This window comes from Enterococcus salsurae (genome assembly GCF_054784955.1).
This window is the reverse complement of sequence record NZ_BAAHWY010000001.1, coordinates 104,677-129,571: the sequence shown is the minus strand read 5'-3', so window position 1 is coordinate 129,571 and position 24,895 is coordinate 104,677. Positions and strand designations below refer to the sequence as shown.

Here is a 24,895-nt window from a genome sequence, read left to right as displayed (position 1 = left end):
GTATTGCAGTGAAAACTGTCGTACTTTTCTTTTTTTTTTGCGTATTTGTTCATAGGAGTGTGATGCGAATGGATATGTTTTTTGGCAAGCAGTACCTGATAGATAAAGCACAAGTGCCTGATGACCAAGAAGGGCACTATTGTCGGGCGGCGTTGGTCATAGAAGGTTCTTTGGTTATCTGCCAGCGTTGTGGAGAAAGACACCGAAAATCTGACGTGCAATTACCGTCACAATGCTATTATTGTCCCAGTTGCAGTCGTTATGGCCGGATTACTTCTAAGGATATGTTCTGCTGGCAAGAACATCGACTGCAACCGATGGCGCATCAAATCGTGTTTCCCGGACCGTTGACCCCTTTCCAAAAAGCGCTCTCTGATCGCTTAGTCAAACATTACCAATCCGGTCGTTCGACGTTAGTTTGGTCTGTGACAGGCTCTGGGAAAACAGAAATGATCTTTGAAACGATTGCTGCAGCCCGTAAAAAGGGTGAGCGAGTGGCAATCGTATCGCCGCGGATCGATGTCTGTCGAGAGCTGTACCCCAGGATCCAACAAGCGTTCCCCAATGAAGATTGTTTGCTCCTGCATGGCGATTCTGAAGAACCTTATCGTTATACCAATTTATTGGTGGCAACGACCCATCAACTGCTGCATTTTTACCAAAGCTTTCCATTGATCATTGTGGATGAAGTTGATGCGTTTCCGTATGAAGGAGATCGGCAATTGCATTATGGATTGCAACATGCGTTATCAGACACAGGGTGTTTGGTCTATCTGAGCGCCACACCATCAGACCGATTGTTAAAGGAAATCAAGGGAAGATTTGAGATAGAAAAAATGCCTCTGCGCTTCCATCAGCGGCCATTGATCGTGCCGCAGCTGTGTTGGCTTGAGAGATGGCGGCAGTTAGATCAACGCAAAAAATGGCGCCGTCCTTTGATCAATATCATTCGCAAATTGGCAGATAAAAATTTTGTATTGGTCTTTTGCCCGAGTATCCCTTATATGGAACGAATGGCCGCACTCGTTGCCAATGATCTCAGCGACTATATCGTTTCCAGTGTTTCCTCGAAAGATCCGCAGCGAGGCGAGAAGGTCTTAGCCGCCCGTCAGCAACAATTTCAGATATTGTTTACCACGATGATCCTGGAAAGAGGGGTGACTTTCGAAAGCGTTTCAGTGGTGGTCTTAGGGGCCAACCATTCGATCTATACCAAATCAGCCCTCGTTCAAATTGCTGGGCGCGTTGACCGCAAAGGGGCGTTTCATCACGGCGAAGTGTTATTTTGCTACAACCAAATGACATCAGAGATCCGTCAAGCGATTACCGAGATCAAACATATGAATCAATTGGCAGAAAGGTGGTTAGCTGATGAGATGTAATTGGTGCATGCAGATGGTTTTAAGAGACGTATCGATGCTGGAGTTGTTGTGGCCGCTGTTGATCCCGACCAGCATTCGTTGTCACGCATGCGAAAAACGTTTCGCACGGATCGATGGGCAAACCTGCTGTCCATCATGTGGGAAGCATGCGTCGACATACTGTTCAGATTGTCAGAGCTGGGCCAGTGCTTATCCGGGTTTCACCCTCAAACATCGAGGAATATTTGCGTATAATGAGGGAATGAAAGACTGGCTTCATCAATATAAATTGATGGGGGATTTTCGCTTACGGGAAGTCGTGGCAGCAGATGTCAAGAAAGTGCTGAAAACCTATCGCTATGATTGCTTGATTCCAATCCCGTTATCTGCCGACCGCTACAACGAACGTGGGTTTAATCAAGTAACAGCAGTTCTTGATACAGCAGCGATCGCCTATCAGGAATTGCTGCTAAAACATGTTTCTCTTGTCCCGCTCGCCACGTTGTCAAAGATTGAACGTATGGCGATCCAGCAACCATTTTCTTTAGTTGATGGTGCAGAAGAACAGATAAAAGAGAAGAGAATTTTGTTGATCGATGATGTCTATACCTCTGGTCGGACGTTATATCATGCAGCTGAATTGATTCATAGTTGTCAGCCGGCATCCATTGAATCAATATCGTTTGCCCGGTAACTTTCTTTGAAAACGCTTGAAATTTATATTCGATTTACTAGGCAAATTCATCATAGTTCGATATAATAGAATCAAGAAGAAGAAAAGAGTGGTCCTTTTCCTTCTTTACTGGCAGACGAAAGGGGTAATTTTTATGTTTAGATACAATGTGCGTGGCGAAAATATCGAGGTAACAGAAGCAATCCGTGACTACGTAGAAAAAAAAGTAGGTAAACTAGAACGTTATTTTAATGATGTGCCGGAAGCAACAGCGCATGTCAATTTAAAAGTATATACAGAAAAAACCGCAAAAGTGGAAGTAACGATCCCACTGCCATTCTTGGTTCTACGTGCGGAAGAAACGTCACCTGATCTATATGCTAGTATTGATTTGGTCGTTGACAAATTAGAACGTCAAATTCGCAAGTTCAAAACAAAAATCAACCGCAAATCAAGAGAAACAGCATTGGTACCACCAACTGATGGTGATTTGTTCACTACAGAATCAAATGATGAGGAAACCAACGGTTCAGATTTGGATATCGTGCGTACAAAACGTTTATCATTGAAACCGATGGATAGTGAAGAAGCTGTTTTACAAATGAACATGCTTGGACATAACTTCTTTATCTTTGAAGACGCTGAAACCAATGGCACTAGCATTGTCTACCGCCGCAAAGATGGCAAATATGGCTTGATTGAAACCGATTGATCATTGGCTGTCTTTGACAACACGTAACACCCCAATTAAATAATCTGGATAGGGCAGCCGTAGCTGCTCTATTTTTTTGCCAAAAAAACTGTACGTCATCTTATCTTAATCAAAGATAAGTGACATACAGTTTTTCTGCATACAGGCCATAGATACTTATTTGACAGACCCTGAGGTAATCCCTTGAACATAGTATTTTTGCATATAGATAAAGAGCAAAGTGATTGGGATCGCAATCAATACACATCCAGCTGTAAAGGACATGAACAATGAATTTGCGGTCGTTTTGGTCATCATCGAATAGAGACCAATCGCGACGGTATAATTTTTCACATCATCTCCCATAATGATTCGTGCAAAGATAAAGTCCATCCAAGGCCCCATAAAGGCCATCAAAGACGTATACACGATGATTGGTTTAGATAATGGTAAGGTGATTTTTGTAAATATATCCCATTTATTGGCGCCATCAATCATTGCTGATTCATCTAAAGCCATTGGAATCGTGTCGAAGAAGCCTTTTGCTACATAGAAGCCTAATGCGGCACCTGCAGAATAAACCAAAATCAATGCCAACAGGCTCTGGGTTAAGTTCAATGCTTTGAGAATATAGTAGACTGCGATCATACTCATAAATCCAGGGAACATATTTAAGACCAATGCGACTTTCAAAAACGGTTTTCGCAATTTGAAGCGCAATCTTGACAATGAGTAAGCCATTGCGATGGTGATAAACGTTGAAAGCAAACAACTGCACGCTGCAACAAATAATGTATTTAAGAACCAACGTACAAATGGGTAATTTCCAGATGCGTTGGTGAGTAGTTGTCGATAGTTTTCCAATGTAAATTCTTTTGGAATGATATAGGGAACGAAAGCACCACCTTCGCTTCTGAAGCTTGTGAGAACGATCCACACGATGGGGAATAACCACACAACGGACAAGATGATCAGAATCGTGTAAATCAAGAAGCGTGTGTTCGATTGTCCTTTTCTGTAACTGCTTTGTTTTGCTTTAGTAGCCATAGATCAGCCCTCCTTATAAGAATTGGTTCGCGTATAGGCAAATAGACTAAAGACTGCTGATAGAATAAAGATCAAAATACCGATGACGGACGCAAGGTTATAATCCATTGTATTCACAGTCAAGTTGTACAGCCAAGTCACTAGCAGGTCGGTTGAACCGGCACCATAATAGTTGGAATTGGAAGGCCCGCCGCCAGTCAATAGGAAAATGACATTAAAGTTATTGATATTGCCGATGAATTGTTGGATCAGCGCAGGCATCATCACGAACAAAATTTGCGGAAAAGTGATCGAACGGAAAATCTGCAAGCGATTCGCGCCATCAATTTCGGCAGCTTCAATTTGTTCTTGGTCTAAGTTCTGTAAAATCCCAGTGGTGACTAACATCGTTGCAGGTATACCGATCCACATATTGACAAAGATAATACTCACTTTCGCAAATAAAGGATCCGTCAAAAAGGGAATGGCAGAATCGATCCAGCCGAGACTCAACAAAATCGAATTGATAGGTCCAGATCCATTCAATAAATTTCTCATGATCAAGAGTGAAACAAATTGAGGAACAGCCATGGTCAAAACAAAAATCGTACGCCATACTTTTTTATAGCGAATGCCTTTTGCGTTGATCAATAGCGCCAAAATCACACCAAAAAAGAAACAAGTGATCGTTGCTAAAACGGCCCAAATCAATGTCCAAGCCAAAACTGGAAAGAAGGTGGATGCCATGTCACCGGAGATCACATTGGTGAAGTTTTTCAACCCGACCCAAGTGAATAGATTCTTGGGTGGCAAGTTTTTATGGTCATAATTTGTAAATGCGATTGAGATCATATACAAGAGCGGTAAAATCGTAAAAAAGAGGACCCCAATCAAAGGAATGGTCATTAAGGTTGCATGAAAGCGTTCGTTGACTAAACTACGCAGGTCATCCATAGTCGATGGAATGGGCTGACCAGATTGTTTTAACATGTATAGATTGCGTGCGCTCTTCAGGTTGAGAACATAGAGCACGATCAGTAAAACGCATACGAGGAAGGAGGCAATCCCGAATAATAACAGTAGCATTGAATTATCGCCTTTTTGTAAAATATCGATGCCTAGTTCTTCGTTGTAGACCAATCCTTGTTTTTGGGTACCTAATGTTTGCAGCATCAGTAATGCATGGAATCCGTTCCGTATGAACCAAGCGAGAAAACCGATCTGTGCTGCTAAGAAGATGATTCCTTTAAGCCATTGTTTGTGGGCAAGATTGGCGCAGCCCATAATCAAGAATGAGGCTTTCTCAGACCAATCACCCTTTTGCAGCACTTCTCTAAATGTTACAGTGGCTTTACTTTTTTTATTGAACATCTTTATTCACCTTACTTTCTTTCCTTAACTAGAAAAGGGAAAGCCTGCTTTCCCTTTTCTATCCCATATGTGATTATTCGCTTACTTTTGAAATATCAGAAACAAATTTATCTAATTTGTCTTGGAATTCATCTGGACTGATTTGTCCTTTGTAGGTATCGTTGATCAAAGCATCCATTGGTGGCCAGAAGGAAACCATTTCAGGTAGTTTCGGCATAACAACAGAGTGTTCGTTATCAGACATTTCCATCACTGCTTTTGCCACTGCGTCGGAAGTGACTGCCTCAGAAGCTTGGGCTTCTTTATTTGATGGAACAACACCATTCTCAGTGAATTCAATTTCTTGTGTTTCTTGATTGCTCAAGTACTCAGCCAAAGCCATTGCTGCTAGCGGTGATTCTGTTTGTTGATTGACTGCATATAATTTGACCCCTAAAAAGGCCTTCATTTGTTGTGCGCCACTTCCAAAATCGATCGTAGGATATGCGGCAACGCCCATTTTATCGCCTAATGCTTTTTCAACATCATTTTTAGACCAAGGACCAGAAAGGAATGCATCAGATTTCCCTGATTGTAAATCTGATAGGGCAGATTCGCTTGCTTGCAGCACACCTGAATTATCTTTTTGATCAGCGATCCATTGCATCACTTCGATGCCGGCTTCATTATTAAAGTTTGTTCCACTAATATCTTCACCATTTTCACCATATAAGACATTGCCATTACTCATAAACAATGGACCGAAAATATAGTTGGCACCATCTTCAGCAAAGTTGGTACCGATCACGCCTGCTGACGTTAGACCTTCCCAAGTTTTGACATCATCTTCAGTTAAAGTAGATGTATTGTAGTAAAGGACTTGCGACTCAACACCATATGGATAGCCATAGATTTTGTCTTGCCAAGTCACAGCATCAACTGCAGCTTCAACATTGTCTTCTTTGATCGTTTCGGATTGTTTTGTTCCTATTGGATAAATGAGACCAGCTTCAGCCATTTGTCCGACTTGATCATGAGGCATCATAAACACATCAGCTGCTTGCTCAGGATCTTTCGATACATCTGCTTTGGCATCTGCTGAGGAACCGACAGCGACAGTCACGGTCACATCTGGATATTCTTCTTCGAATTTATCGACCTGACCTTGTAACGCATCAATATGTTCAGTGTCGACCCATAATTTGATATCTCCTTCAACTTTGGCGCTTGTTTCTGTATCGCCAGCTGTTGAGGTATCTGTTGCATCGTTGCTGCTGCCGCAGGCCCCTAAGACCACTGCGGATAAACTAAGAATACTGCCCCCAATAAGTAATTTCTTTACATCTACCTTCATCTTATTTCCTCCTAATATGAATGATTACGTTTACATCTATCATTATGCAACCGATTGCGGTAATAGTCAAGCTGTAAATTGTTTTTTTTATAAAATATATCTAGAACCTTGATAGAACAGTGATATAGAGTATTTTAAAGATTTTTCAGACGATTTAATGGCGTTTATTATAAATGTGAATTCGTAATTATTTTAGAGAAGGGCAAAATATAGTAGAGTTTAAAAGCAATCGGTTGCGAGGGTGTAAAAAAATTCAATTTGGTCAAGAATAATGAGAAAACCAGCTTATGGATTAAGTTTTTATAGCAGGATGGACTTCCATCACGAAAATTATTTCATTTATGATGAACAAGTGATAAAATGGTTAGGAGAGTTTATAGCTTGGAAAAGTAGATATAAAAGGAGAATTAGTTACGCATGGCCAATTTTTTTAGAAAATTAATCGAAAACGATAAAAAAGAATTAAAACGTCTTGACCATATTGCCACTCAAGTTGAAGCCCACGCGGATGAAATGGCCGCTTTAACAGATGAACAAATTCGTGAAAAAACCGATGAGTTTCGTCGCCGTTATCAAGGTGGAGAAACATTGGATCAATTATTGCCTGAAGCTTTTGCAGTCGTCCGTGAAGCAGCGAAGCGTGTGCTTGGTTTATATCCTTATCATGTCCAATTGATGGGTGGGGTCGTCTTGCATGACGGTAATATTCCTGAGATGCGTACCGGTGAAGGGAAAACCTTGACGGCTACATTGCCCGTTTATTTAAATGCAATCAGCGGAGAAGGCGTTCATGTCGTCACAGTCAATGAATATTTGGCAACACGTGACTCAACTGAGATGGGCGATCTTTACAACTTCTTAGGTTTGACAGTGGGGTTGAATATCAACTCGAAGTCTGCTGAAGAAAAACGTGCTGCCTATGCATGTGATATCACATATAGCACAAACAATGAACTTGGATTTGACTATTTGAGAGACAATATGGTGGTTTACCGTCATCAAATGGTACAACGACCTTTGAATTATGCCATCGTCGATGAAGTCGATTCAATCTTGATCGATGAAGCCAGAACACCATTGATCATCTCTGGCCAAGCAGAAAAATCGACAGCCTTATATAATCGAGTAGACAATTTCGTTAAACGATTAAATGAAGAAGAAGATTATAAAATCGATATTCAATCAAAAACGATTGGCTTGACTGAAAAAGGAATCGAAAAAGCAGAAGAAACATTCGGCTTGAATAATTTATATGACATCGAAAATACAGCGTTGACGCACCACATGGATCAAGCATTGCGGGCAAATTATATCATGATCCGCGACTTTGACTATGTCGTTCAAGACGGAAAAGTGTTGATCGTCGATCAATTTACTGGGCGTATCATGGACGGACGTCGTTATTCTGACGGATTGCACCAAGCTATTGAAGCCAAAGAAAATGTTGAGATCGAAGACGAAACCAAAACAATGGCGACCATTACTTTCCAGAACTATTTCCGGATGTACAAAAAACTTTCTGGAATGACCGGTACGGCCAAAACGGAAGAAGAAGAATTCCGTGAAATCTACAATATGCAGGTTATTCAAATTCCGACAAACAAACCAATCGTCCGGGATGATCGTGCAGATCTGCTTTACCCAACATTGGAAAGCAAGTTCCAAGCAGTTGTTCAAGATATCAAAGAACGTCACCGCAAAGGGCAGCCAGTCCTAGTTGGTACAGTAGCTGTTGAAACGTCTGAATTGCTTTCAAGCATGTTAGATCGTGAAAAAGTGCCTCATGAAGTGTTGAATGCCAAAAACCACTTTAAAGAAGCAGAAATCATCCTGAACGCGGGTCAAAAAGGTGCGGTAACGATTGCGACGAATATGGCTGGTCGGGGAACAGATATCAAATTAGGTCTGGGTGTCGCTGAATTAGGCGGATTGGCCGTTGTTGGTACGGAACGTCATGAATCTCGCCGGATCGATAACCAATTACGGGGACGTGCTGGACGCCAAGGCGATCCTGGGATGTCACAATTCTATCTTTCTCTAGAAGATGATCTAATGAAACGTTTTGGTTCAGAAAGAATCAAAGTCTTCTTGGATCGTATGAAAATCGATGAAGAAGATGCTGTGATCCAAAGCAAAATGTTGTCAAAACAAGTTGAATCTGCGCAAAAACGAGTAGAAGGCAATAACTATGATACACGGAAGAACGTTTTGCAATATGATGATGTGATGCGGGAACAGCGGGAAGTCATCTACGGCCAACGACAAGAAGTTATCAAAGAAGACCAAGACTTATCACAAACATTGATGAATATGGTCAAACGTTCGATCAACCGTGTTGTTGACAGCCATACACAGTTAGAAGAAACTGAATGGAATTATGAAGGCATCGTTGACTTTGCGGCAAATGCGCTGGTACATGAAGACACGATCTCAATCGACAGCATCAAAGGGAAATCTGCCCAAGAAATCAAAGACTATTTGAATCAGCGCGCGCAAGAAGTCTTTGACAAAAAGAAAGAGCAATTGAATAGTCCAGAACAATTACTCGAATTTGAAAAAGTCGTTATTCTGCGTGTTGTAGACACAAAATGGACGGACCACATCGATGCAATGGATCAATTGCGTCAGTCTGTCGGCTTACGTGCCTATGGACAAAACAATCCACTGGTCGAATACCAAACAGAAGGCTACAATATGTTTGAAAATATGGTTGGCGCGATTGAGTATGAAGTGACACGGTTATTTATGAAGGCTGAGATCCGTCAAAATGTGCAACGTGAACAAGTGGCGCAAGGAGAAGCGCAAGGTGTTGAAGAAGCGCCTGCGAAACAAGAGCCAAGTTTCAAAAATGTCGGACGGAATGATCCATGTCCTTGCGACAGCGGCAAGAAATTCAAAAATTGTCACGGAAAAAATATGTAAGAATGTGAAGGTGGAGTAGGCTGGCAGAAAATGATGTCCAGCCTACTTTTCCGTATCCATACCTATAAGAAAGAAGGAAAATCAATGGAAATCGCAGAGATTCGAAATCAATTAAATGATATGCAAGAAAAAATAAATAGTTTTAGGGGGTCTCTTTGACTTAGATCAATTAGAAGAAGCTATCGCTGAAGCAGAACATCAGATGGCAGATCCAACCTTTTGGGACAACGCTGAGCATGCTCAAACAGTCATCAATGCCAATAATGCCAATAAAGAAACCTATGATCAATTCAATCAGCTAGCCGAAGAATTAGAAGAATTAGAGGTCATGCTGGAAATGATCCAAGAAGAACCGGATGCAGAGATGGAAGATGAATTATCTGAGCGCATGCACAAGCTGAATGACAAAATGGCGACGTACGAATTGGCAATGCTTTTGGATGAGCCTTATGACCGCAACAATGCCATCATTGAATTGCATCCAGGTGCGGGTGGTACTGAATCACAGGACTGGGGCAGCATGCTATTACGCATGTATACGCGATTTTGCGAACAACATGGCTATACGGTTGAAACATTGGACTATCAAGCAGGAGATGAAGCAGGGATCAAAAGTGTGACTTTGCTGATCAAGGGGCACAATGCTTATGGTTATTTAAAATCAGAAAAAGGTGTTCATCGATTGGTGCGAATCTCACCTTTTGATTCGGCAAAACGTCGCCATACCTCTTTTTGTTCAGTTGATGTCATGCCTGAATTAGATGGGAATATCGATGTGGAGATCAATTCTGATGATTTGAAGATCGATACGTACCGAGCGAGTGGCGCTGGTGGACAACATATCAACAAAACGGAATCGGCCGTTCGAATCACGCATATTCCTACTGGTACGGTTGTGGCAAGTCAGGCGCAACGTTCACAATTAAAAAACCGCGAGCAAGCAATGGGGATGTTGAAAGCCAAATTATACCAATTAGAAGTTGAGAAAAAAGAGCAAGAAGCCGCTGCACTTAGAGGCGAGCAAATGGAGATCGGCTGGGGTTCTCAGATCCGTTCGTATGTATTCCATCCGTATTCAATGGTCAAAGACCATCGCACCAACTTTGAAACAGGAAATGTGCAAGCTGTGATGGATGGTGACTTAGATGGATTTATCGATGCCTTTTTGAAGCTAAAACTAAACCAAAAATAACCATGTATGCACTTAAACAGATTGACACACAATTGTAATCTGTTGCAAGCAACGTGCAATATATTCATGCTATAATAAGCCAGTATGAAAATTTTTGAGATGGAGAGATAGCTGTATGATTGAAATGAAAGACATAATGAAGAAGTACTCTAATGGTACGACTGCTATCCGCAACCTGTCGATCTCAATTGATCAAGGAGAATTTGTTTACGTTGTTGGCCCTTCTGGGGCAGGTAAATCTACCTTTATCAAATTGATGTATCGAGAAGAAAAAGCAACCAAAGGTGTATTGAATGTCGCGGGCTATGATTTAGTCGGCATGAAAAGTCGTGAAATTCCATTGATGCGAAGAGAAATCGGTGTCGTCTTCCAAGATTATAAACTATTGCCGCGCAAAACAGTGTTTGAAAATGTTGCTTATGCGATGCAAGTCATCGGGCGCAAACCCCGAGATGTTAAAAAACGGGTGATGGAAGTCCTTGATTTAGTGGGATTGAAACACAAAGTACGCGTTTTCCCGAGTGAACTATCAGGTGGAGAACAACAACGGGTATCGATTGCTCGTGCTATCGTCAATACCCCAAAAGTATTGATCGCAGATGAACCTACGGGGAATTTGGATCCAGAAAACTCATGGGAAATCATGAAACTGTTGGATCGGATCAACGCACAAGGGACGACTGTTGTCATGGCAACACACAACAGTACAATCGTCAATACGATCCGCCATCGCGTGATCGCAATCGAAAATGGCCGCATTATTCGCGACCAAGCGGAAGGAGAATATGGCTACGATGATTAGAACGTTTTTCCGTCATCTCCTTGAGAGTATCAAAAGTTTAAAACGAAATGGTTGGATGACCATCGCGTCATTAAGTGCGGTAACGATCACATTGACGTTGGTCGGCATTTTCTTAGGTGTCATCTTAAATGCCACAAAATTAGCGGAGGATATCCGTGAGAACGTTGATGTTTCCGTCTTTGTTGATATTGGCACAGAACAAGAGGACATGGATGCCCTTGAACAACAATTGAAAGATCTGCCGAATGTATCAGATGTTCAATTTTCTAGTCGTGACGACGAGTTGAAGAAAATCCAAGATGCTATGGGTGACTCATGGAACTTATTTGAAGGGGATAGTAATCCTTTATACAATGTCTATGTTGTCAGTGCAACCGATCCTGAGTATACCAAAGATATTGCAGATCAAGCGGGAGATTTAGCCAACGTCTTTAAAGCAGACTATGGCGGTGATTCTTCTGATAGAATCTTTTCACTATCGGCAGCTGTACGGACGTGGGGATTGGCAGCAGCAGTGCTCTTGATCTTTGTTGCCATGTTCTTGATTTCGAATACGATTCGGATCACGATCATGTCGCGACAAAGAGAAATACAGATCATGCGTCTAGTAGGGGCCAAAAATGGCTATATTCGTTGGCCGTTTTTCTTAGAAGGTGGTTGGATTGGTCTATTAGGATCGATCGTACCGATTGCAATCATGTATTTTGGTTATCACCAAGTCTATGCATTGGTTAATCCTTCTTTGCTGCGATCCAATTATAGTTTGATCGCCCCTCATTTGTTCTTGCTGCAAGTTTGCGGCATCATGGCGCTGATCGGTATTGTGATTGGTTCATTAGGGTCAGTCTTATCGATGCGTCGTTTCTTAAAAGTATAATGGAAAGAAAGCTGATTCTGATGAATCGGCTTTTTTTTTTTCGGGTGAACGGAACTATTTGTGTGAAGAGTAGCTTTACATTAAGCGCTGTCTTCGATATGCTTGTTGAGAGTAAGGAGTGGAGGTGGCCGTATGTTTGATATGGATAATCTCGTAACGATTCTTTTTGTCGTCAATTTGTTGTTATCAGCCATTATTATTTTCAGAGAACGCAAACAAACGGCGCAGACATGGGCGTGGCTTTTGGTCTTGTTATTTGTGCCGATCGTCGGTTTTGTGCTATATATCTTTCTTGGGAAGGGGATTTCTAAAGAAAAGATTTTTGATATGCGGACGCAGGCCAACGTCGGCTTGAATGTTGAGTTGGCGGAGCAGAAGCAAGCCCTCAAAAGACAACTCTTTCCCCATCCGCCGACTGATCAAGTTGAGGTCAAACAATTGGTCTATTTGTTGACGGTTTTTGGGCAATCATTGTATACCACAGGCAATCAATTGACGCTATACACCGATGGTAAAGTGAAATTTGATGCATTGATTGCGGATATCGATCAAGCTGAGGCACATATCCACATGGAGTACTATATCTATCGTAGTGATGCTTTAGGGGTTTTGGTCAATCAATCTTTAGTGAGGGCAGCTAAACGCGGCGTCAAGGTGCGGGTCTTATTAGACGCATGGGGGAGTTCTCGTGTTTCATTGAAATTTTTCGAAGAACTGCGTCTGCATGGCGGTCAAGTGTCGTTCTTTTTCCCGTTGTTTGTTCCTTATGTCAATCCGAGGATCAACTATCGCAATCACCGTAAAATCGTTGTTATTGATGGTCGAATTGGTTATACAGGCGGATTTAATGTAGGGGATGAGTATCTAGGTGAAGTTGAAAAGTTCGGTTATTGGCGGGACAATCATTTGCGTATTGTAGGTCCTGCTGTGTATTCATTACAGAATCGCTTTTTAATGGATTGGAATTCGCAACATAAGCTGGAAATCAAATATGACGAAGCACTATTTCCAACCATCCACACCACAGGCACAGTTGCAGCGCAAGTAGTAACCAGTGGACCTGATACAGAACGTGAAGAAATCAAAATGACCTATTTGAAAATGATCAATCTGGCGAAAAAAGAGATCCTGATCCAAACGCCTTATTATATTCCGGATGAATCGATCCATAATGCGTTGAAATTGGCTTTGATATCAGGGGTCAAAGTGCATATCCAAATCCCCAATAAACCAGATCATCCCTTTGTATATTGGGCGACTTATTCATTTGCGGCAGAGTTGCTGCAGTTTGGGGCTGTGATCGAAACCTATGAAAAAGGCTTTATGCACGCCAAAACCATGATCATCGATAGTGGCGTGGTATCGATTGGTTCTGCTAATATCGATGTCCGGTCCTTTCGATTAGACTTTGAGGTCAACACGCTCATTTATGATGTAGAAACGGCTGCGCAGGCAAGGGATGCTTTTTTACGTGATTCAGCGGACGCGAAAGCATTAACGATCGAAGGCTACCAGCAACGCGCTGTCATGATCAAAATCAAAGAAGGATTGGCTCGGCTGATCTCGCCTTTATTATAAAAAAACTTTCACAGTGCACTGCACTGTGAAAGTTTTTTTATCCCATGATACTTGTGTATGCGGCTAAGAAAATTGAGCCTACTGTAAGAATCAGCATGGTCCAAATGACTACCTGTGTAACTTTGGCAAATGTGCTTTTTGGTTTTTTTTCGTTCATCTTAAATCCACCTTCAAGAGTTATTCTAGTGACAGTTTACCTTCATTCTGCGGATAACTCAAGGTAAAGGCGGCAGAAATTAATAAAAAAACAACCAAATAGCAAAATTAAAGTAAGAATCAGAAGATAGGCTTGTTGAAGTGCTTTCCTTCTGCTTTAATATAAGATGAAAACTCCTTATTCAGCTGATCGATCGCCTTTTTTGGGACAAAAGTGAGATGATGTGCTGTCTGACTTATTTGTCTATCTATTTTTAACGAAACTGAAATAAGGTTGTAAAGTAAATCAAGTATAGTGACACTAGTTGTTAGAGAGGGTTTTTTGTATGTCAACGTTTAATCCAGTCGTTTTGTTTTGGTATATTTATCCAGTTATCGTCTATCTTGCTTGCCGCTTTTTGGTGTCGGTGTTTTCCTTGAAGGATCGATTTCATCTTAAAGCGCCAGATATCGCAGTACCTTTTTTGATTATTGGTATCCATCAACTATCTATTCATACATTTGATCAAGCCATCACCCTTTACTACCTGTTGTCAATATTACTGTTAGGGATATTGTTAGCAGTTTTTCAGGCATACTACTATCAAGAGATAGATTACGGGCGCTATGGCAAGATGTATTGGCGCAGTATCTTTTTGTTCACGATCGTTTTTCATGTGGTGTTGGTCATGTTTAATCTAATTGGCTATCTATAAGCGACAAACGATCAACCGGCCGCTACGAAGTGCTTAAAGTTTTTTTAAAGACGTTAAAAAGTCGTTATACCCGCAATTGTCCATTTGGTAAAGAATAGTCAAAGAACTTCCCTTCCAAATTTCATATAATTTGTGGTAGAAAGTGGGGGATTGTGGTAGACTGTGAATATCAAGTGGAGATTGGGGGTTTTTGTCGATGTTTATGGGTGAATATCAACATGCTATCGATACAAAAGGCCGACTGATCGTTCCTTCAAAACTCCGTGAAAAACTTGGAGAAAAATTTGTTGTGACAAGAGGACTAGATGGCTGTTTATTTGGCTATCCTTTGTCAGAATGGGAAACACTTGAAGAGAAATTGAACGAAATGCCGCTTGCAAAAAAAGATGCACGAACATTCGTCCGCTTTTTTTATTCAGCCGCTACTGAATGTGAAGTAGATAAACAAGGCCGAATCAATATTCCCGTTGCACTAAGAACGCATGCTGCATTGACAAAAAGCTGTGTGATCATTGGTGTGTCCAATCGAATTGAAATCTGGGATGAAGCACGTTGGCAAGCATTTACCGTTGAAGCGGAAGAAAATTTTGATGAAATTGCTGAAACGATGATTGATTTTGGCTTATAGGAAGAGGAAAAGTAAATGGCAGATTTCAAACACTACACCGTGATGCTTCAAGAAACAGTCGATGGGCTGAATATACGTCCGGATGGCATCTACGTGGATTGTACATTAGGTGGAGCTGGCCATAGTGAATATCTCTTATCGCAGTTGTCCGAGAAAGGTCATTTATATGCCTTTGATCAAGATCAAAAAGCAATCGATCATGCCAAAGTTCGTTTGGCACCTTATATAGAAAAAAACATGGTGACATTTATCAAAAGTAATTTTCGTTATTTGCATGACGCACTCGCAGCGCAAGGGGTTACCAAAGTTGATGGGGTTTTATACGACTTAGGCGTTTCTTCGCCGCAATTAGATGAAGCTGAACGCGGCTTTAGTTACCACCAAGACGCCCCGCTAGATATGCGTATGGATCAATCTGCGTCATTCAGTGCTTATGATGTTGTGAATCATTTTGAGTACCACCAATTGGTCAAAATATTTTTCCGATATGGCGAAGAAAAATTTTCGAAACAAATTGCCCGTGAGATTGAGCGCGTACGTGCTGTACGTCCGATCGAAACGACAGGTGAATTGGTCGAAATCATTAAAACAGCGATCCCGGCACCAGCTCGGAGAAAAGGCGGACACCCTGCAAAACGGGTTTTCCAAGCAATCCGCATTGCTGTCAATGATGAATTAGGTGTGATCGAAGCGTCATTGGAACAAGCCATTGATTGCTTGGCGAAAAATGGACGCATTAGTGTCATTACGTTCCATTCATTAGAAGATCGCATCGTTAAATCAATGTTCAAGGAGTATAGCAGTCCCAAAGATATGCCTCCGGGATTGCCAATCATCCCAGAAGAATTTCAACCAACTTTGAAGTTGGTGACTAGAAAACCAATTTTACCTTCTGAAGAAGAAGTAGAGGAAAACAATCGCTCACGCAGTGCGAAACTGCGAATTGCGGAAAAAACGAAGGAAAGCGAAGGGTAGCAGCTATGGCAGAATTAAAAGTCCATGACTATGAATTCACAGAGTCTCAAGAACGTGCATTCAATGAAGAAACTGAACATATAGCTGAAAAACTTCCCCAAGACCCACAGCGTCCTGAAGTGATTCGCATCCCAGCATCTCCGCAACGTCGGTTAAAAAGTATTTCTGCGTTGGAAAAATTAATTGCTGCCTTTGTTGTTTTGGCTGTGATCACCTTAGCAATCTTAACGATCAGCATTCGGACCAACATCAGTCAAGTTGAACATGATATTTCATTGATCCAATCAGATATCAATGAAAAGACAGCAGAAGCAGAACAATTAGAACAAGAAAAGAATGAACTTTCTAAAACCGATCGGATCAAGAAGATAGCTGAGGATCAAGGATTGACCATCGATGATGGCAATTTAAGGAAAGTGGATTAGATGAAGCTAACAGATAAATTCAAGCAATACTTAAAAAAGAACAATCAAACTACGATGAACAATCGCAAAAAAGTAGGTATTATTCTCTTTGCTACGAGTATTGGATTGTTCTTTTTGTTTGTCACGCGTTTGAGCTATATCGTGATCGTTGGCGATGTTGCAGGTACGTCTTTGGCTGAAAAAACCAAAAACTTGTATCAAGGCAGTGAAGTGATCCAGGCAAAACGAGGAACGATCTATGACCGAAACGGCATTGCGATCGCTGAAGATGTTACCTCTTACTCAATTTACGCTGTGTTGAATCAAAACTACGTAGATGGCAAAAAGAAACTATATGCGGAAGAAGAAAATTTTTCCAAATTAGCCAAAATTCTTTCTGATACGCTAGGGATCGATGAAGATACTACCGTGAATAAATTAAAAGCGGGTGTTGCCGATCAGTTATGGCAAGTGTCCTTCGGGAGTAAAGGCAATAATATCACTTTAGAACAGAAAAAAGCCATCGAAGAAGCAATGGAAAAAGAAGCAATCGCAGGATTTCACTTTGAGAGTCATCCTGCTCGTTTATACCCGAACGGTATTTTTTCTTCTCACTTTATTGGTTATGCGGTAGCCAATGATGATGATACCGGTCTCGAAGGAAAGACCGGTTTGGAGGCTGCTTACAACGACGTTCTTTCTGGAACGGATGGTGAAATCGTTTATCAAAAAGACAATAACCAGAACCCACTGCCAGGCACCGTTGCAGAAACGGTAGAAGCTGTGGACGGAAAAGATGTCTATACGACAATCGATAGCCGCATCCAAAGTTACTTAGAAACATTGATGGATTCGGTATACGAAGACAATGATCCTGAAAACGTAACGGCGAATCTAATGGATGCCAAAACTGGGCAGATCATTGCCATGGCGCAACGGCCAACCTACAATCCAGAAGATTTGGATTCTATCAATGATTGGCAGAATCTCTTAGTAGAAGACAATTATGAACCGGGATCCACCATGAAAATCTTGACGACAGCCGCGGCGATCGATCAAGGGATCTTCAATGAAAATGAAACATTTACCCCAAGCAGCGATGGGTTGAAACTCTATGATGCAACGATCAATGACTGGGATTATGGACAAAAAGGCACATTGACGATGCGTCAGGCCTTGTCATGGTCTAGTAATATCGGCATGGTGACATTGGAGCAACGGATGGCAGATCGTTGGCAGCAATACTTGAAACAATTTGGCTTTGGGCGCAGCACCTATTCTGGTTTACCCAATGAAAATACCGGCATTACCCCTGAAGACAATCCAGTCAGTCAAGCAATGACTTCTTTTGGACAAGCGATCGGGGTCACCAATTTTCAAATGATGCAAGCTTTCACGTCGGTAGCCAATAATGGTACGATGTTGAAACCACAATTTATCAGCAAAATCGTTGACACACAAACCGGTGATACCACGGTCACTCAAACCGAAGAAGTTGGGCATCCAATCACCGAAAATGCGGCGACCAAAGTGCGTGAATACATGCGAGATGTTGTTGAAAGTGAAAATTATGGGAGTGCATACGGCGTCTATGAATTGCCTGGCTATAATATTTCTGCCAAAACAGGAACAGCCCAAGTAGCGGATCCGGATACAGGCAAGTACTTATCTGGCGGATCAAATTATTTGTATTCGGTTGTCTTGATGTTTCCGTCGGAAGAACCAGAATATATTTTGTATCTAACGATCAAGTTGCCGGAAAAACATGAAAGCACCGTCTTAGCTGAAATTGCCAATCCGTTGATGAAACGGGTCATGGATCTTAAAAATACTTCTTTAGAAGAAACGACAACAACAAGTGACGCGATCACTGTCAATGATTACCGCAACTTAGATACAGAGTCTGCAGCAACAGATGTCCAAAAATTGGGTCTGATCCCAGTTGTGATCGGCGACGACGATACAGTGACCGCACAGTCTGTAGATAGCGGCACCACAGTGATGGCCGGTGAACGTATCTTGTTGATCACAGATAGTGATTCATATGAGATGCCGGATACCACAGGTTGGTCCAAAGCAGATCTGATCAAATTTGGTAGTCTGCTCAATATCGATGTCACCTTCGAAGGGGATGGCTACTGTACGGCGCAAAGCGTAGAGGCGTACACAGAATTATCAGGACAATCAATCAAATTTACATTAAGCGAAAACGAATAATAGGAGAGAAAAAAATGGAATGGACAGAGATGATATTACCGCTGGCGAGTAGTTTTGCCATTGTAACAGCTACGATGCCCCTATTTATTGGGTATTTTCAAATGAAGAAATACGGGCAGGAGATTCGTGGAGAAGGACCTAAATGGCATAACATCAAAGCGGGCACACCTACCATGGGCGGCTTCGTCTTTTTGATCGCAACGATGATCACAGCTATTTGGGTTGGTGCTTGGCAACAGCAACTCACCACATCATTGTTCATTCTTTTGTTTATCACCTTGCTATACGGCGCGCTAGGATTTATTGATGACTTCATTAAAATCTTTAAAAAGAGAAATATGGGGTTAAATTCACTTCAGAAATTGATTGGACAAATCGCTGGTGGTATCGTATTTTACTTGGTTTTCTTATCTGAAGGGAATGCCAATACCCTCAACCTATTCGGTATGGCTATTCCATTAAATATTTTTTATGGCTTGTTCGTTATTTTTTGGCTGGTTGGATTTTCTAATGCGGTCAATTTAACCGACGGCATAGATGGATTGGTTGCTGGATTGGGTACAATTTCATTTGCAACCTATGGCATCATTGCTTGGCGCCAAGGCCAAATCGATGTATTGATCGTGTGTTTAGCGGTCATTGGCGGTTTGATTGGCTTCTTTCCCTACAATCGTAAACCTGCAAAGATTTTCATGGGTGACGTTGGTTCACTTGCCTTAGGTGGTCTTTTAGCGGCGATTTCAATTTTGCTGCATCAAGAGTGGACATTGCTGCTGGTAGGTTTGATTTATGTATGCGAAACCGCCAGTGTCATGTTGCAAGTTGCTTCTTTCAAACTAACTGGCAAACGAATCTTCAAAATGTCTCCGATTCATCATCACTTTGAAATGAGTGGGTGGTCAGAATGGAAAATCGACACTGTTTTTTGGTGTATTGCACTGGTTTGTTCGATACTTACATTAGTCATTGTATGGTAGGAGATGGAAAATAAAATGAAAAATATAACATCATATCAAAATAAAAAAGTTCTTGTGTTAGGATTAGCAAAAAGTGGATTCAGCGCGGCCAAATTGTTACATGATTTGGGTGCGTTGGTCACCGTCAATGACGGCAAACCTTTTGCTGAAAATCCAGAAGCACAAGATCTTTTGGCGTTAGGCATTAAAGTGATCACAGGCAGTCATCCAATCGAACTACTGGATGAAGGCTTTTCATTGGTGGTCAAAAACCCAGGTATTCCGTATACCCAACCGATTGTGCAAGGCGCAATAGCCAAAGGCATTCCGGTGATTACGGAAGTGGAATTGGCGTATGAAATCTCGGATGCGCCGATCATTGGTATCACAGGGACAAATGGCAAAACCACAACAACGACGATGATCGCACACATCTTGAATGCAGGTATGACAGAAGGACGAGCCCTTCTGTCTGGAAATATCGGTTTTCCAGCTAGTTCTGTTGCGCAAACAGCTACAGCAGCAGATCGACTGGTCATGGAATTGTCTAGTTTTCAGCTGATGGGGATTGAGCACTTGCGTCCGCATATCGCAGTCATCACCAATATCTATGAAGCCCATATCGATTATCATGGCAGCCGACCTGAGTATGTCCATGCAAAATGGCGTTTGCAGCAAAATATGACAACAGATGATTATTTGGTCATCAACTGGAATCAGCCTGAACTGCAAAAACTGGCAGCACGAACAGCAGCCAAAGTGGTGCCTTTTTCAACAAAAGAAAAAGTAGCAGGGGCCTATCTGCTAGATGGTCAGTTGTACTTTAATGATGAAGCCATCATGGCGGTTACGGAGGTTGGCGTACCAGGCAGTCACAATGTAGAGAATGCATTAGCGGCAATCGCAGTGGGCAAATTATCAGGTATTTCAAACGAAGACATCAAAGAAGCATTGCACACATTTAGCGGCGTGCCTCATCGAACGCAATATGTCGGTACCTATCGTGATGTGAAATTCTATAATGATTCTAAAGCAACCAATAGTCTAGCCACTAAAATGGCATTAGATGGGTTTGACAATCAACACTTGATATTGTTGGCGGGCGGATTAGACCGCGGTAATGATTTTGATGATCTCATTCCTTATTTTAAAGGCTTAAAAGCAATCGTCTTATTCGGCGAAACAAAGGAAAAATTGGCCAAAGCTGCCAGAGAAGCACAAGTACCACAGATTGAAATAACCGAAAATGTAACAACGGCTGTACCTCTTGCTTTCAAACATAGTCAAGCAGGGGACACGATATTGTTATCACCAGCGAATGCCAGTTGGGATCAATACCCTAACTTTGAGGTACGTGGTGACAAGTTTATGACAGCCGTATCAGATTTGAAAAGAAATGAGTGAAAACCATGAAAATTTTAGTGACTGGCGGCGGAACAGGCGGACATATCTACCCGGCTTTATCTTTTGTTGACTATGTAAGGTCTATCGACAAAGAAGCAGAGTTCCTTTATATCGGTGCCACCAGAGGTTTAGAAAATAAAATCGTGCCGCCCACAGGGATTCCTTTTCAAACTTTAGAGATCCAAGGATTCAAACGCAAACTATCGATGGACAATGTGAAAACAGTCCAGTTGTTCATAAAAAGTTATCTAGCTGCTAAAAAGATTATCAAAGATTTCCAACCTGATGTCGTGATCGGGACAGGTGGGTATGTTTCTGGTGCCGTTGTCTTTGCGGCGTCAAGACTAAACATTCCAACGATCATCCATGAACAAAATAGTGTGCCAGGGATCACCAATAAATTTTTGACAAAATATGTGGATCGGATCGCCATTGCTTTTCAGGATGCGGCACGTTATTTTCCTGCCAAAAAAACAGTTTTGGTTGGCAATCCTCGAGGACAAGAAGTCAGAGATGCACAAAAATCTGCTATTTTAGCTGCGTATGACTTGAAGCCCAATCGGCCAACTGTGCTGATTTTCGGCGGTAGTCAAGGTGCCCAAAAAATCAATCAAGCATTGATTGAAGCCATTCCGCTTTTTGCCAAAAAAGACTATCAAGTGTTATATGCTTCCGGTGAACGCTATTATAAAGAAATTGAAGAAAAAATCGGCATGTCTAAAGACGCTTTTCCCAATATTAGTATTCGTCCATATATTGATCAAATGGCAGAGGTGATGGCCAACAGCGACTTATTGATCGGTCGCGCAGGAGCCACATCGATCGCTGAATTTACAGCACTGGGTATCCCGGCGATCTTGATCCCTAGTCCTTATGTGACCAATGATCATCAAACCAAAAATGCACAAAGCTTGGTTCAGGCTGGGGCGGTCAAAATGATTGCAGATAATGCGTTGAACAGCAGTAATTTAGTCGCTGCCGTTGATAGTATTATGGAAAACGAAAGCATGCGCAAGGAAATGGCTCAAGCGTCTAAAGAGCAAGGAATCAGCGATGCTTCTGAAAGATTATTTCGACTTGTGCAAGAGATCATCAAATAGTACAATGTGTGGGATAGAAAGGAGCGATTATCATTAGTAAAGACAAACAACCTCATGATGATCAAACCCCCTCGTCAATGGAAGAATTGACCCCTTGGCAAAGAGAAAATTTAAAATACTTGCAAGATAAAGGTGATCAGCCCCGATGGTCACAATCCGAGAAAGAGGATGAAATCGGCGAAATCCAGACTGAACCATCCGCTGTGGAAGAAGCAGATGGCCACATTGAAGAAGCGGAAGATGAAGTTGAAGAAAAAGAGCTGGCTTACGAAGAGCCACGGTCTTTTGCTGATCGGCTGCCCAACTTGAAGCAGTATCGGAATCGGTTGCTGATCCGTCGTTTAGCGTTGATCATCGGGATCTTGATGGTTCCTTTATTGATCGTTTTATATTTTGTCTCACCTTTTAGCAGGTTGACGGAAGTAAAGGTCAAAGGAAACCAAGAAGTGTCGCAAGAAGAGATTATCGCTGATTCAAATTTGACGCTGAATGAAGACCTATGGCCGCAATTTTTTAGCCGTAACGCCCGTGAAGCAGCAATCGAAAAGGCAATTCCTCGAATCAAACAAGTCACGATTTCATTAGCAGGGCTGAATCACTTTGAGATTGCGGTACAAGAGTACACAGAAGTCGCATTGCTAGCGAAAGACGATACATATGCTGCCATATTGGAAAATGGTGTTGTTCTATCCGAAACGAGCGACCAACCAATCGAAGGTTTGCCAATACTGGAAGATTTCACAGATGAAACACAGATCAAGTCAGTTTTGACCGCTTATCAGCAATTGAGTCAAGAAATACAAGACGGGATCTCGCAAATCAAATTGACCCCACGAGAAAGCAATGATGAATTATTGACGTTGTTCATGAACGATGGCAATCAAGTGATCGTGAATATTTCCAATATGGCAAGCCAAATGCAATATTATCCCCAAATCGCCAGTGATTTGACGGAAGCCAGTATTGTTGATATGGAAGTCGGGATCTTTACCTATCCAATTTCCAGCACCAAAGATGAGGATGCACAGACAGAAGAGTCCACTGACGCTGATTCTTAGAAAAAAATCAAGAGTTTTTTTATTAACTTGTTTCTATAAATCGCCAATATATGGTAGAATTGGTAACAGTGAACAAATTATTCGATTGAACATTAAAAACGGACTGTGATGGTTCGCTATATATCCAATTAACTAGGAGGGAACCCCATCCATGGCAAAAACGGGAATGTATGTTGGCCTTGATATCGGAACGACATCGGTTAAAGTTGTTGTTGCTGAATACGTTGACAGCCAAATGAATATTATTGGTGTAGGAAATGCAAAATCTGAAGGGATCAACCGTGGGATCATTGTAGATATTGACAAAACGGTACAAGCCATTCAAAGAGCAGTAAGACAAGCAGAAGAAAAAGCAGGAATCCAAATTCGCAGTGTCAGTGTAGGTGTGCCGGCGAATTTACTTGATGTTGAAAATTGCCAAGGGATGATTGCAGTCAATAGTGAATCTAAAGAGATCACAGATGAAGATGTTCGCAATGTGGCTTCTGCCGCCCTTGTGCGTTCAACGCCTCCGGAAAGACAAATCATTGCAATCTTGCCGCAAGAATTCACAGTCGATGGATTCGAAGGCATCAAAGATCCCCGCGGCATGATCGGTGTTCGTCTAGAAATGTTCGGTGTTGTCTACACTGGACCAAAAACAATCATCCATAACATCCGCAAATGTGTTGAAAAATCTGGCTTGATCGTGAATGAAATGGTCATCACACCATTGGCTTTGACAGAATCAATTTTGTCTGATGGTGAAAAAGACTTTGGGACGATCGTCATCGATATCGGCGGCGGACAAACGACGACTTCTGCGATGCATGATAAACAATTGAAGTTTACACATGTCAATCAAGAAGGTGGCGAATTTGTCACTAAAGATATTTCAACTGTATTGAATACTTCTTTCAATAATGCTGAAGCCTTAAAAATCAATTATGGTGATGCTTATCCAGAAAGAACGTCTGCCAGTGAAGAATTTCCAGTGGATGTGATCGGTAAATCAGAACCAGTCAAAATCGACGAGCGGTATCTATCCGAGATCATCGAAGCACGGATGGAACAAATTTTCAATAAATCAAAAGAAGTATTGAATGAGATCGATGGCTTAGAATTGCCAGGCGGTGTGATTTTGACCGGTGGCGCAGCTAGTTTGCCAGGTGTCGTAGACTTGGCACAAGAAGTCTTTGAAACAAACGTAAAATTATATGTACCAAACCATATGGGGTTACGTAATCCTGTCTTTACAAATGTGATCAGTATTGTTGATTACTCGGCCAACTTGAGTGAAGTCTACCAATTGGCTAAGAGTGCGATCACTGGCGAAAAAACATCACATCAACAACCTGTTGCTGTCCAACAAGAAGTCAGCTATGAACAACAATACGAAGCACCAGAAGAAACCTATGAAGAAGTGGAAGAAGAAAAAGCAAGCGGCTCGATTACCAATCGTGTAAAAGATTTCTTCTCAAATATCTTTGAATAACC

General features: G+C 41.7%; 22 protein-coding genes. 18 read left to right on the top strand and 4 right to left on the bottom strand.

Annotation, left to right across the window (positions count from 1 at the left end; translation table 11 throughout):
* The first annotated feature begins 68 nt into the window (after positions 1-68).
* From ACYVRS_RS00625 to hpf, 3 genes are all read left to right on the top strand, one after another.
* Positions 69-1,382: a DEAD/DEAH box helicase gene (locus tag ACYVRS_RS00625; RefSeq protein WP_461202148.1), complete on the top strand. Its 1,314-nt coding sequence runs from the start codon at positions 69-71 to the stop codon at positions 1,380-1,382.
* Complete coding sequence (locus ACYVRS_RS00620) at positions 1,372-2,055, top strand: ComF family protein (RefSeq protein ID WP_461202146.1); 684 nt, start codon at positions 1,372-1,374, stop codon at positions 2,053-2,055. The genes ACYVRS_RS00625 and ACYVRS_RS00620 overlap by 11 nt, the downstream gene beginning before the upstream one ends.
* Positions 2,056-2,188: 133 nt before the next feature.
* Positions 2,189-2,746 carry a ribosome hibernation-promoting factor, HPF/YfiA family gene (gene hpf, locus ACYVRS_RS00615; protein WP_054115446.1) on the top strand — a complete coding sequence of 186 codons (558 nt, stop codon included), beginning with the start codon at positions 2,189-2,191 and terminating at the stop codon, positions 2,744-2,746.
* 156 nt (positions 2,747-2,902) lie between these two features.
* Here the strand turns inward: hpf and ACYVRS_RS00610 are convergent, their stop codons facing one another.
* From ACYVRS_RS00610 to ACYVRS_RS00600, 3 genes are all read right to left on the bottom strand, one after another.
* On the bottom strand, positions 2,903-3,772 hold the full coding sequence (locus ACYVRS_RS00610; RefSeq protein WP_054115445.1) for a sugar ABC transporter permease: 870 nt from the start codon (positions 3,770-3,772) through the stop codon (positions 2,903-2,905).
* 3 nt (positions 3,773-3,775) lie between these two features.
* Entirely contained in the window at positions 3,776-5,122 is a 1,347-nt protein-coding gene (locus tag ACYVRS_RS00605) for a carbohydrate ABC transporter permease (protein ID WP_312498608.1), read from the bottom strand.
* Between the two features lie 73 nt (positions 5,123-5,195).
* Positions 5,196-6,455: an extracellular solute-binding protein gene (locus ACYVRS_RS00600; protein WP_312498609.1), complete on the bottom strand. Its 1,260-nt coding sequence runs from the start codon at positions 6,453-6,455 to the stop codon at positions 5,196-5,198.
* Positions 6,456-6,872: 417 nt separating this feature from the next.
* Here ACYVRS_RS00600 and secA point away from each other — a divergent pair, with 417 nt between their 5' ends.
* The 5 genes from secA (at position 6,873) to cls (ending at position 13,826) form a co-directional block, all read left to right on the top strand.
* Positions 6,873-9,377, top strand: coding sequence for a preprotein translocase subunit SecA (gene secA, locus ACYVRS_RS00595; RefSeq protein WP_461202143.1), 2,505 nt, complete (start codon positions 6,873-6,875; stop codon positions 9,375-9,377).
* An 84-nt stretch (positions 9,378-9,461) separates the two neighbouring features.
* A protein-coding gene (gene prfB, locus ACYVRS_RS00590) for a peptide chain release factor 2 (protein ID WP_461202141.1) occupies positions 9,462-10,569 on the top strand; the annotation gives its coding sequence in 2 pieces (ribosomal slippage) (positions 9,462-9,533 and positions 9,535-10,569; 1,107 coding nt in all).
* 115 nt (positions 10,570-10,684) lie between these two features.
* On the top strand, positions 10,685-11,371 hold the full coding sequence (ftsE, locus tag ACYVRS_RS00585; RefSeq protein WP_054115440.1) for a cell division ATP-binding protein FtsE: 687 nt from the start codon (positions 10,685-10,687) through the stop codon (positions 11,369-11,371).
* Positions 11,364-12,248 carry a permease-like cell division protein FtsX gene (ftsX, locus tag ACYVRS_RS00580; protein ID WP_054115439.1) on the top strand — a complete coding sequence of 295 codons (885 nt, stop codon included), beginning with the start codon at positions 11,364-11,366 and terminating at the stop codon, positions 12,246-12,248. Before ftsE ends, ftsX begins: the two co-directional genes overlap by 8 nt.
* Before the next feature lie 132 nt (positions 12,249-12,380).
* Entirely contained in the window at positions 12,381-13,826 is a 1,446-nt protein-coding gene (cls, locus tag ACYVRS_RS00575) for a cardiolipin synthase (protein WP_461202139.1), read from the top strand.
* 37 nt (positions 13,827-13,863) lie between these two features.
* On the opposite strand, the gene ACYVRS_RS00570 is transcribed toward cls, so the two are convergent.
* Positions 13,864-13,983, bottom strand: a complete 120-nt coding sequence (locus tag ACYVRS_RS00570; protein ID WP_082348610.1) for a DUF4044 domain-containing protein — start codon at positions 13,981-13,983, stop codon at positions 13,864-13,866.
* A gap of 325 nt (positions 13,984-14,308) precedes the next feature.
* Here ACYVRS_RS00570 and ACYVRS_RS00565 point away from each other — a divergent pair, with 325 nt between their 5' ends.
* The 10 genes from ACYVRS_RS00565 to ftsA all read left to right on the top strand — a co-directional run bounded on the left by ACYVRS_RS00565 (position 14,309) and on the right by ftsA (position 24,893).
* Positions 14,309-14,677: a DUF3397 domain-containing protein gene (locus tag ACYVRS_RS00565; protein WP_313538398.1), complete on the top strand. Its 369-nt coding sequence runs from the start codon at positions 14,309-14,311 to the stop codon at positions 14,675-14,677.
* Positions 14,678-14,873: 196 nt separating this feature from the next.
* Positions 14,874-15,305: a division/cell wall cluster transcriptional repressor MraZ gene (mraZ, locus tag ACYVRS_RS00560; protein WP_312499293.1), complete on the top strand. Its 432-nt coding sequence runs from the start codon at positions 14,874-14,876 to the stop codon at positions 15,303-15,305.
* Between the two features lie 15 nt (positions 15,306-15,320).
* Positions 15,321-16,280, top strand: a complete 960-nt coding sequence (gene rsmH / locus ACYVRS_RS00555) for a 16S rRNA (cytosine(1402)-N(4))-methyltransferase RsmH (RefSeq protein ID WP_461198187.1) — start codon at positions 15,321-15,323, stop codon at positions 16,278-16,280.
* A 5-nt stretch (positions 16,281-16,285) separates the two neighbouring features.
* Entirely contained in the window at positions 16,286-16,705 is a 420-nt protein-coding gene (gene ftsL, locus ACYVRS_RS00550; protein ID WP_054115434.1) for a cell division protein FtsL, read from the top strand.
* The gene (locus ACYVRS_RS00545; protein ID WP_461202137.1) at positions 16,706-18,901 is read left to right on the top strand and encodes a penicillin-binding transpeptidase domain-containing protein; all 2,196 of its coding nucleotides are present in this window, start codon (positions 16,706-16,708) and stop codon (positions 18,899-18,901) included. It abuts the gene before it with no gap.
* Between the two features lie 14 nt (positions 18,902-18,915).
* Entirely contained in the window at positions 18,916-19,878 is a 963-nt protein-coding gene (gene mraY, locus ACYVRS_RS00540) for a phospho-N-acetylmuramoyl-pentapeptide-transferase (protein WP_312499298.1), read from the top strand.
* A gap of 15 nt (positions 19,879-19,893) precedes the next feature.
* Positions 19,894-21,261, top strand: coding sequence for a UDP-N-acetylmuramoyl-L-alanine--D-glutamate ligase (gene murD / locus ACYVRS_RS00535; RefSeq protein ID WP_313538404.1), 1,368 nt, complete (start codon positions 19,894-19,896; stop codon positions 21,259-21,261).
* Positions 21,262-21,266: 5 nt separating this feature from the next.
* Positions 21,267-22,361: an undecaprenyldiphospho-muramoylpentapeptide beta-N-acetylglucosaminyltransferase gene (murG, locus tag ACYVRS_RS00530; RefSeq protein WP_313538406.1), complete on the top strand. Its 1,095-nt coding sequence runs from the start codon at positions 21,267-21,269 to the stop codon at positions 22,359-22,361.
* 77 nt (positions 22,362-22,438) lie between these two features.
* Positions 22,439-23,419 (top strand): cell division protein FtsQ/DivIB, encoded by a 981-nt coding sequence (locus tag ACYVRS_RS00525; RefSeq protein WP_313538408.1) that lies wholly within the window; start codon positions 22,439-22,441, stop codon positions 23,417-23,419.
* A gap of 151 nt (positions 23,420-23,570) precedes the next feature.
* A complete protein-coding gene (gene ftsA, locus ACYVRS_RS00520) occupies positions 23,571-24,893 on the top strand; it encodes a cell division protein FtsA (RefSeq protein WP_054115429.1) in 1,323 nt (440 codons plus the stop codon).
* Positions 24,894-24,895: the final 2 nt, after the last annotated feature.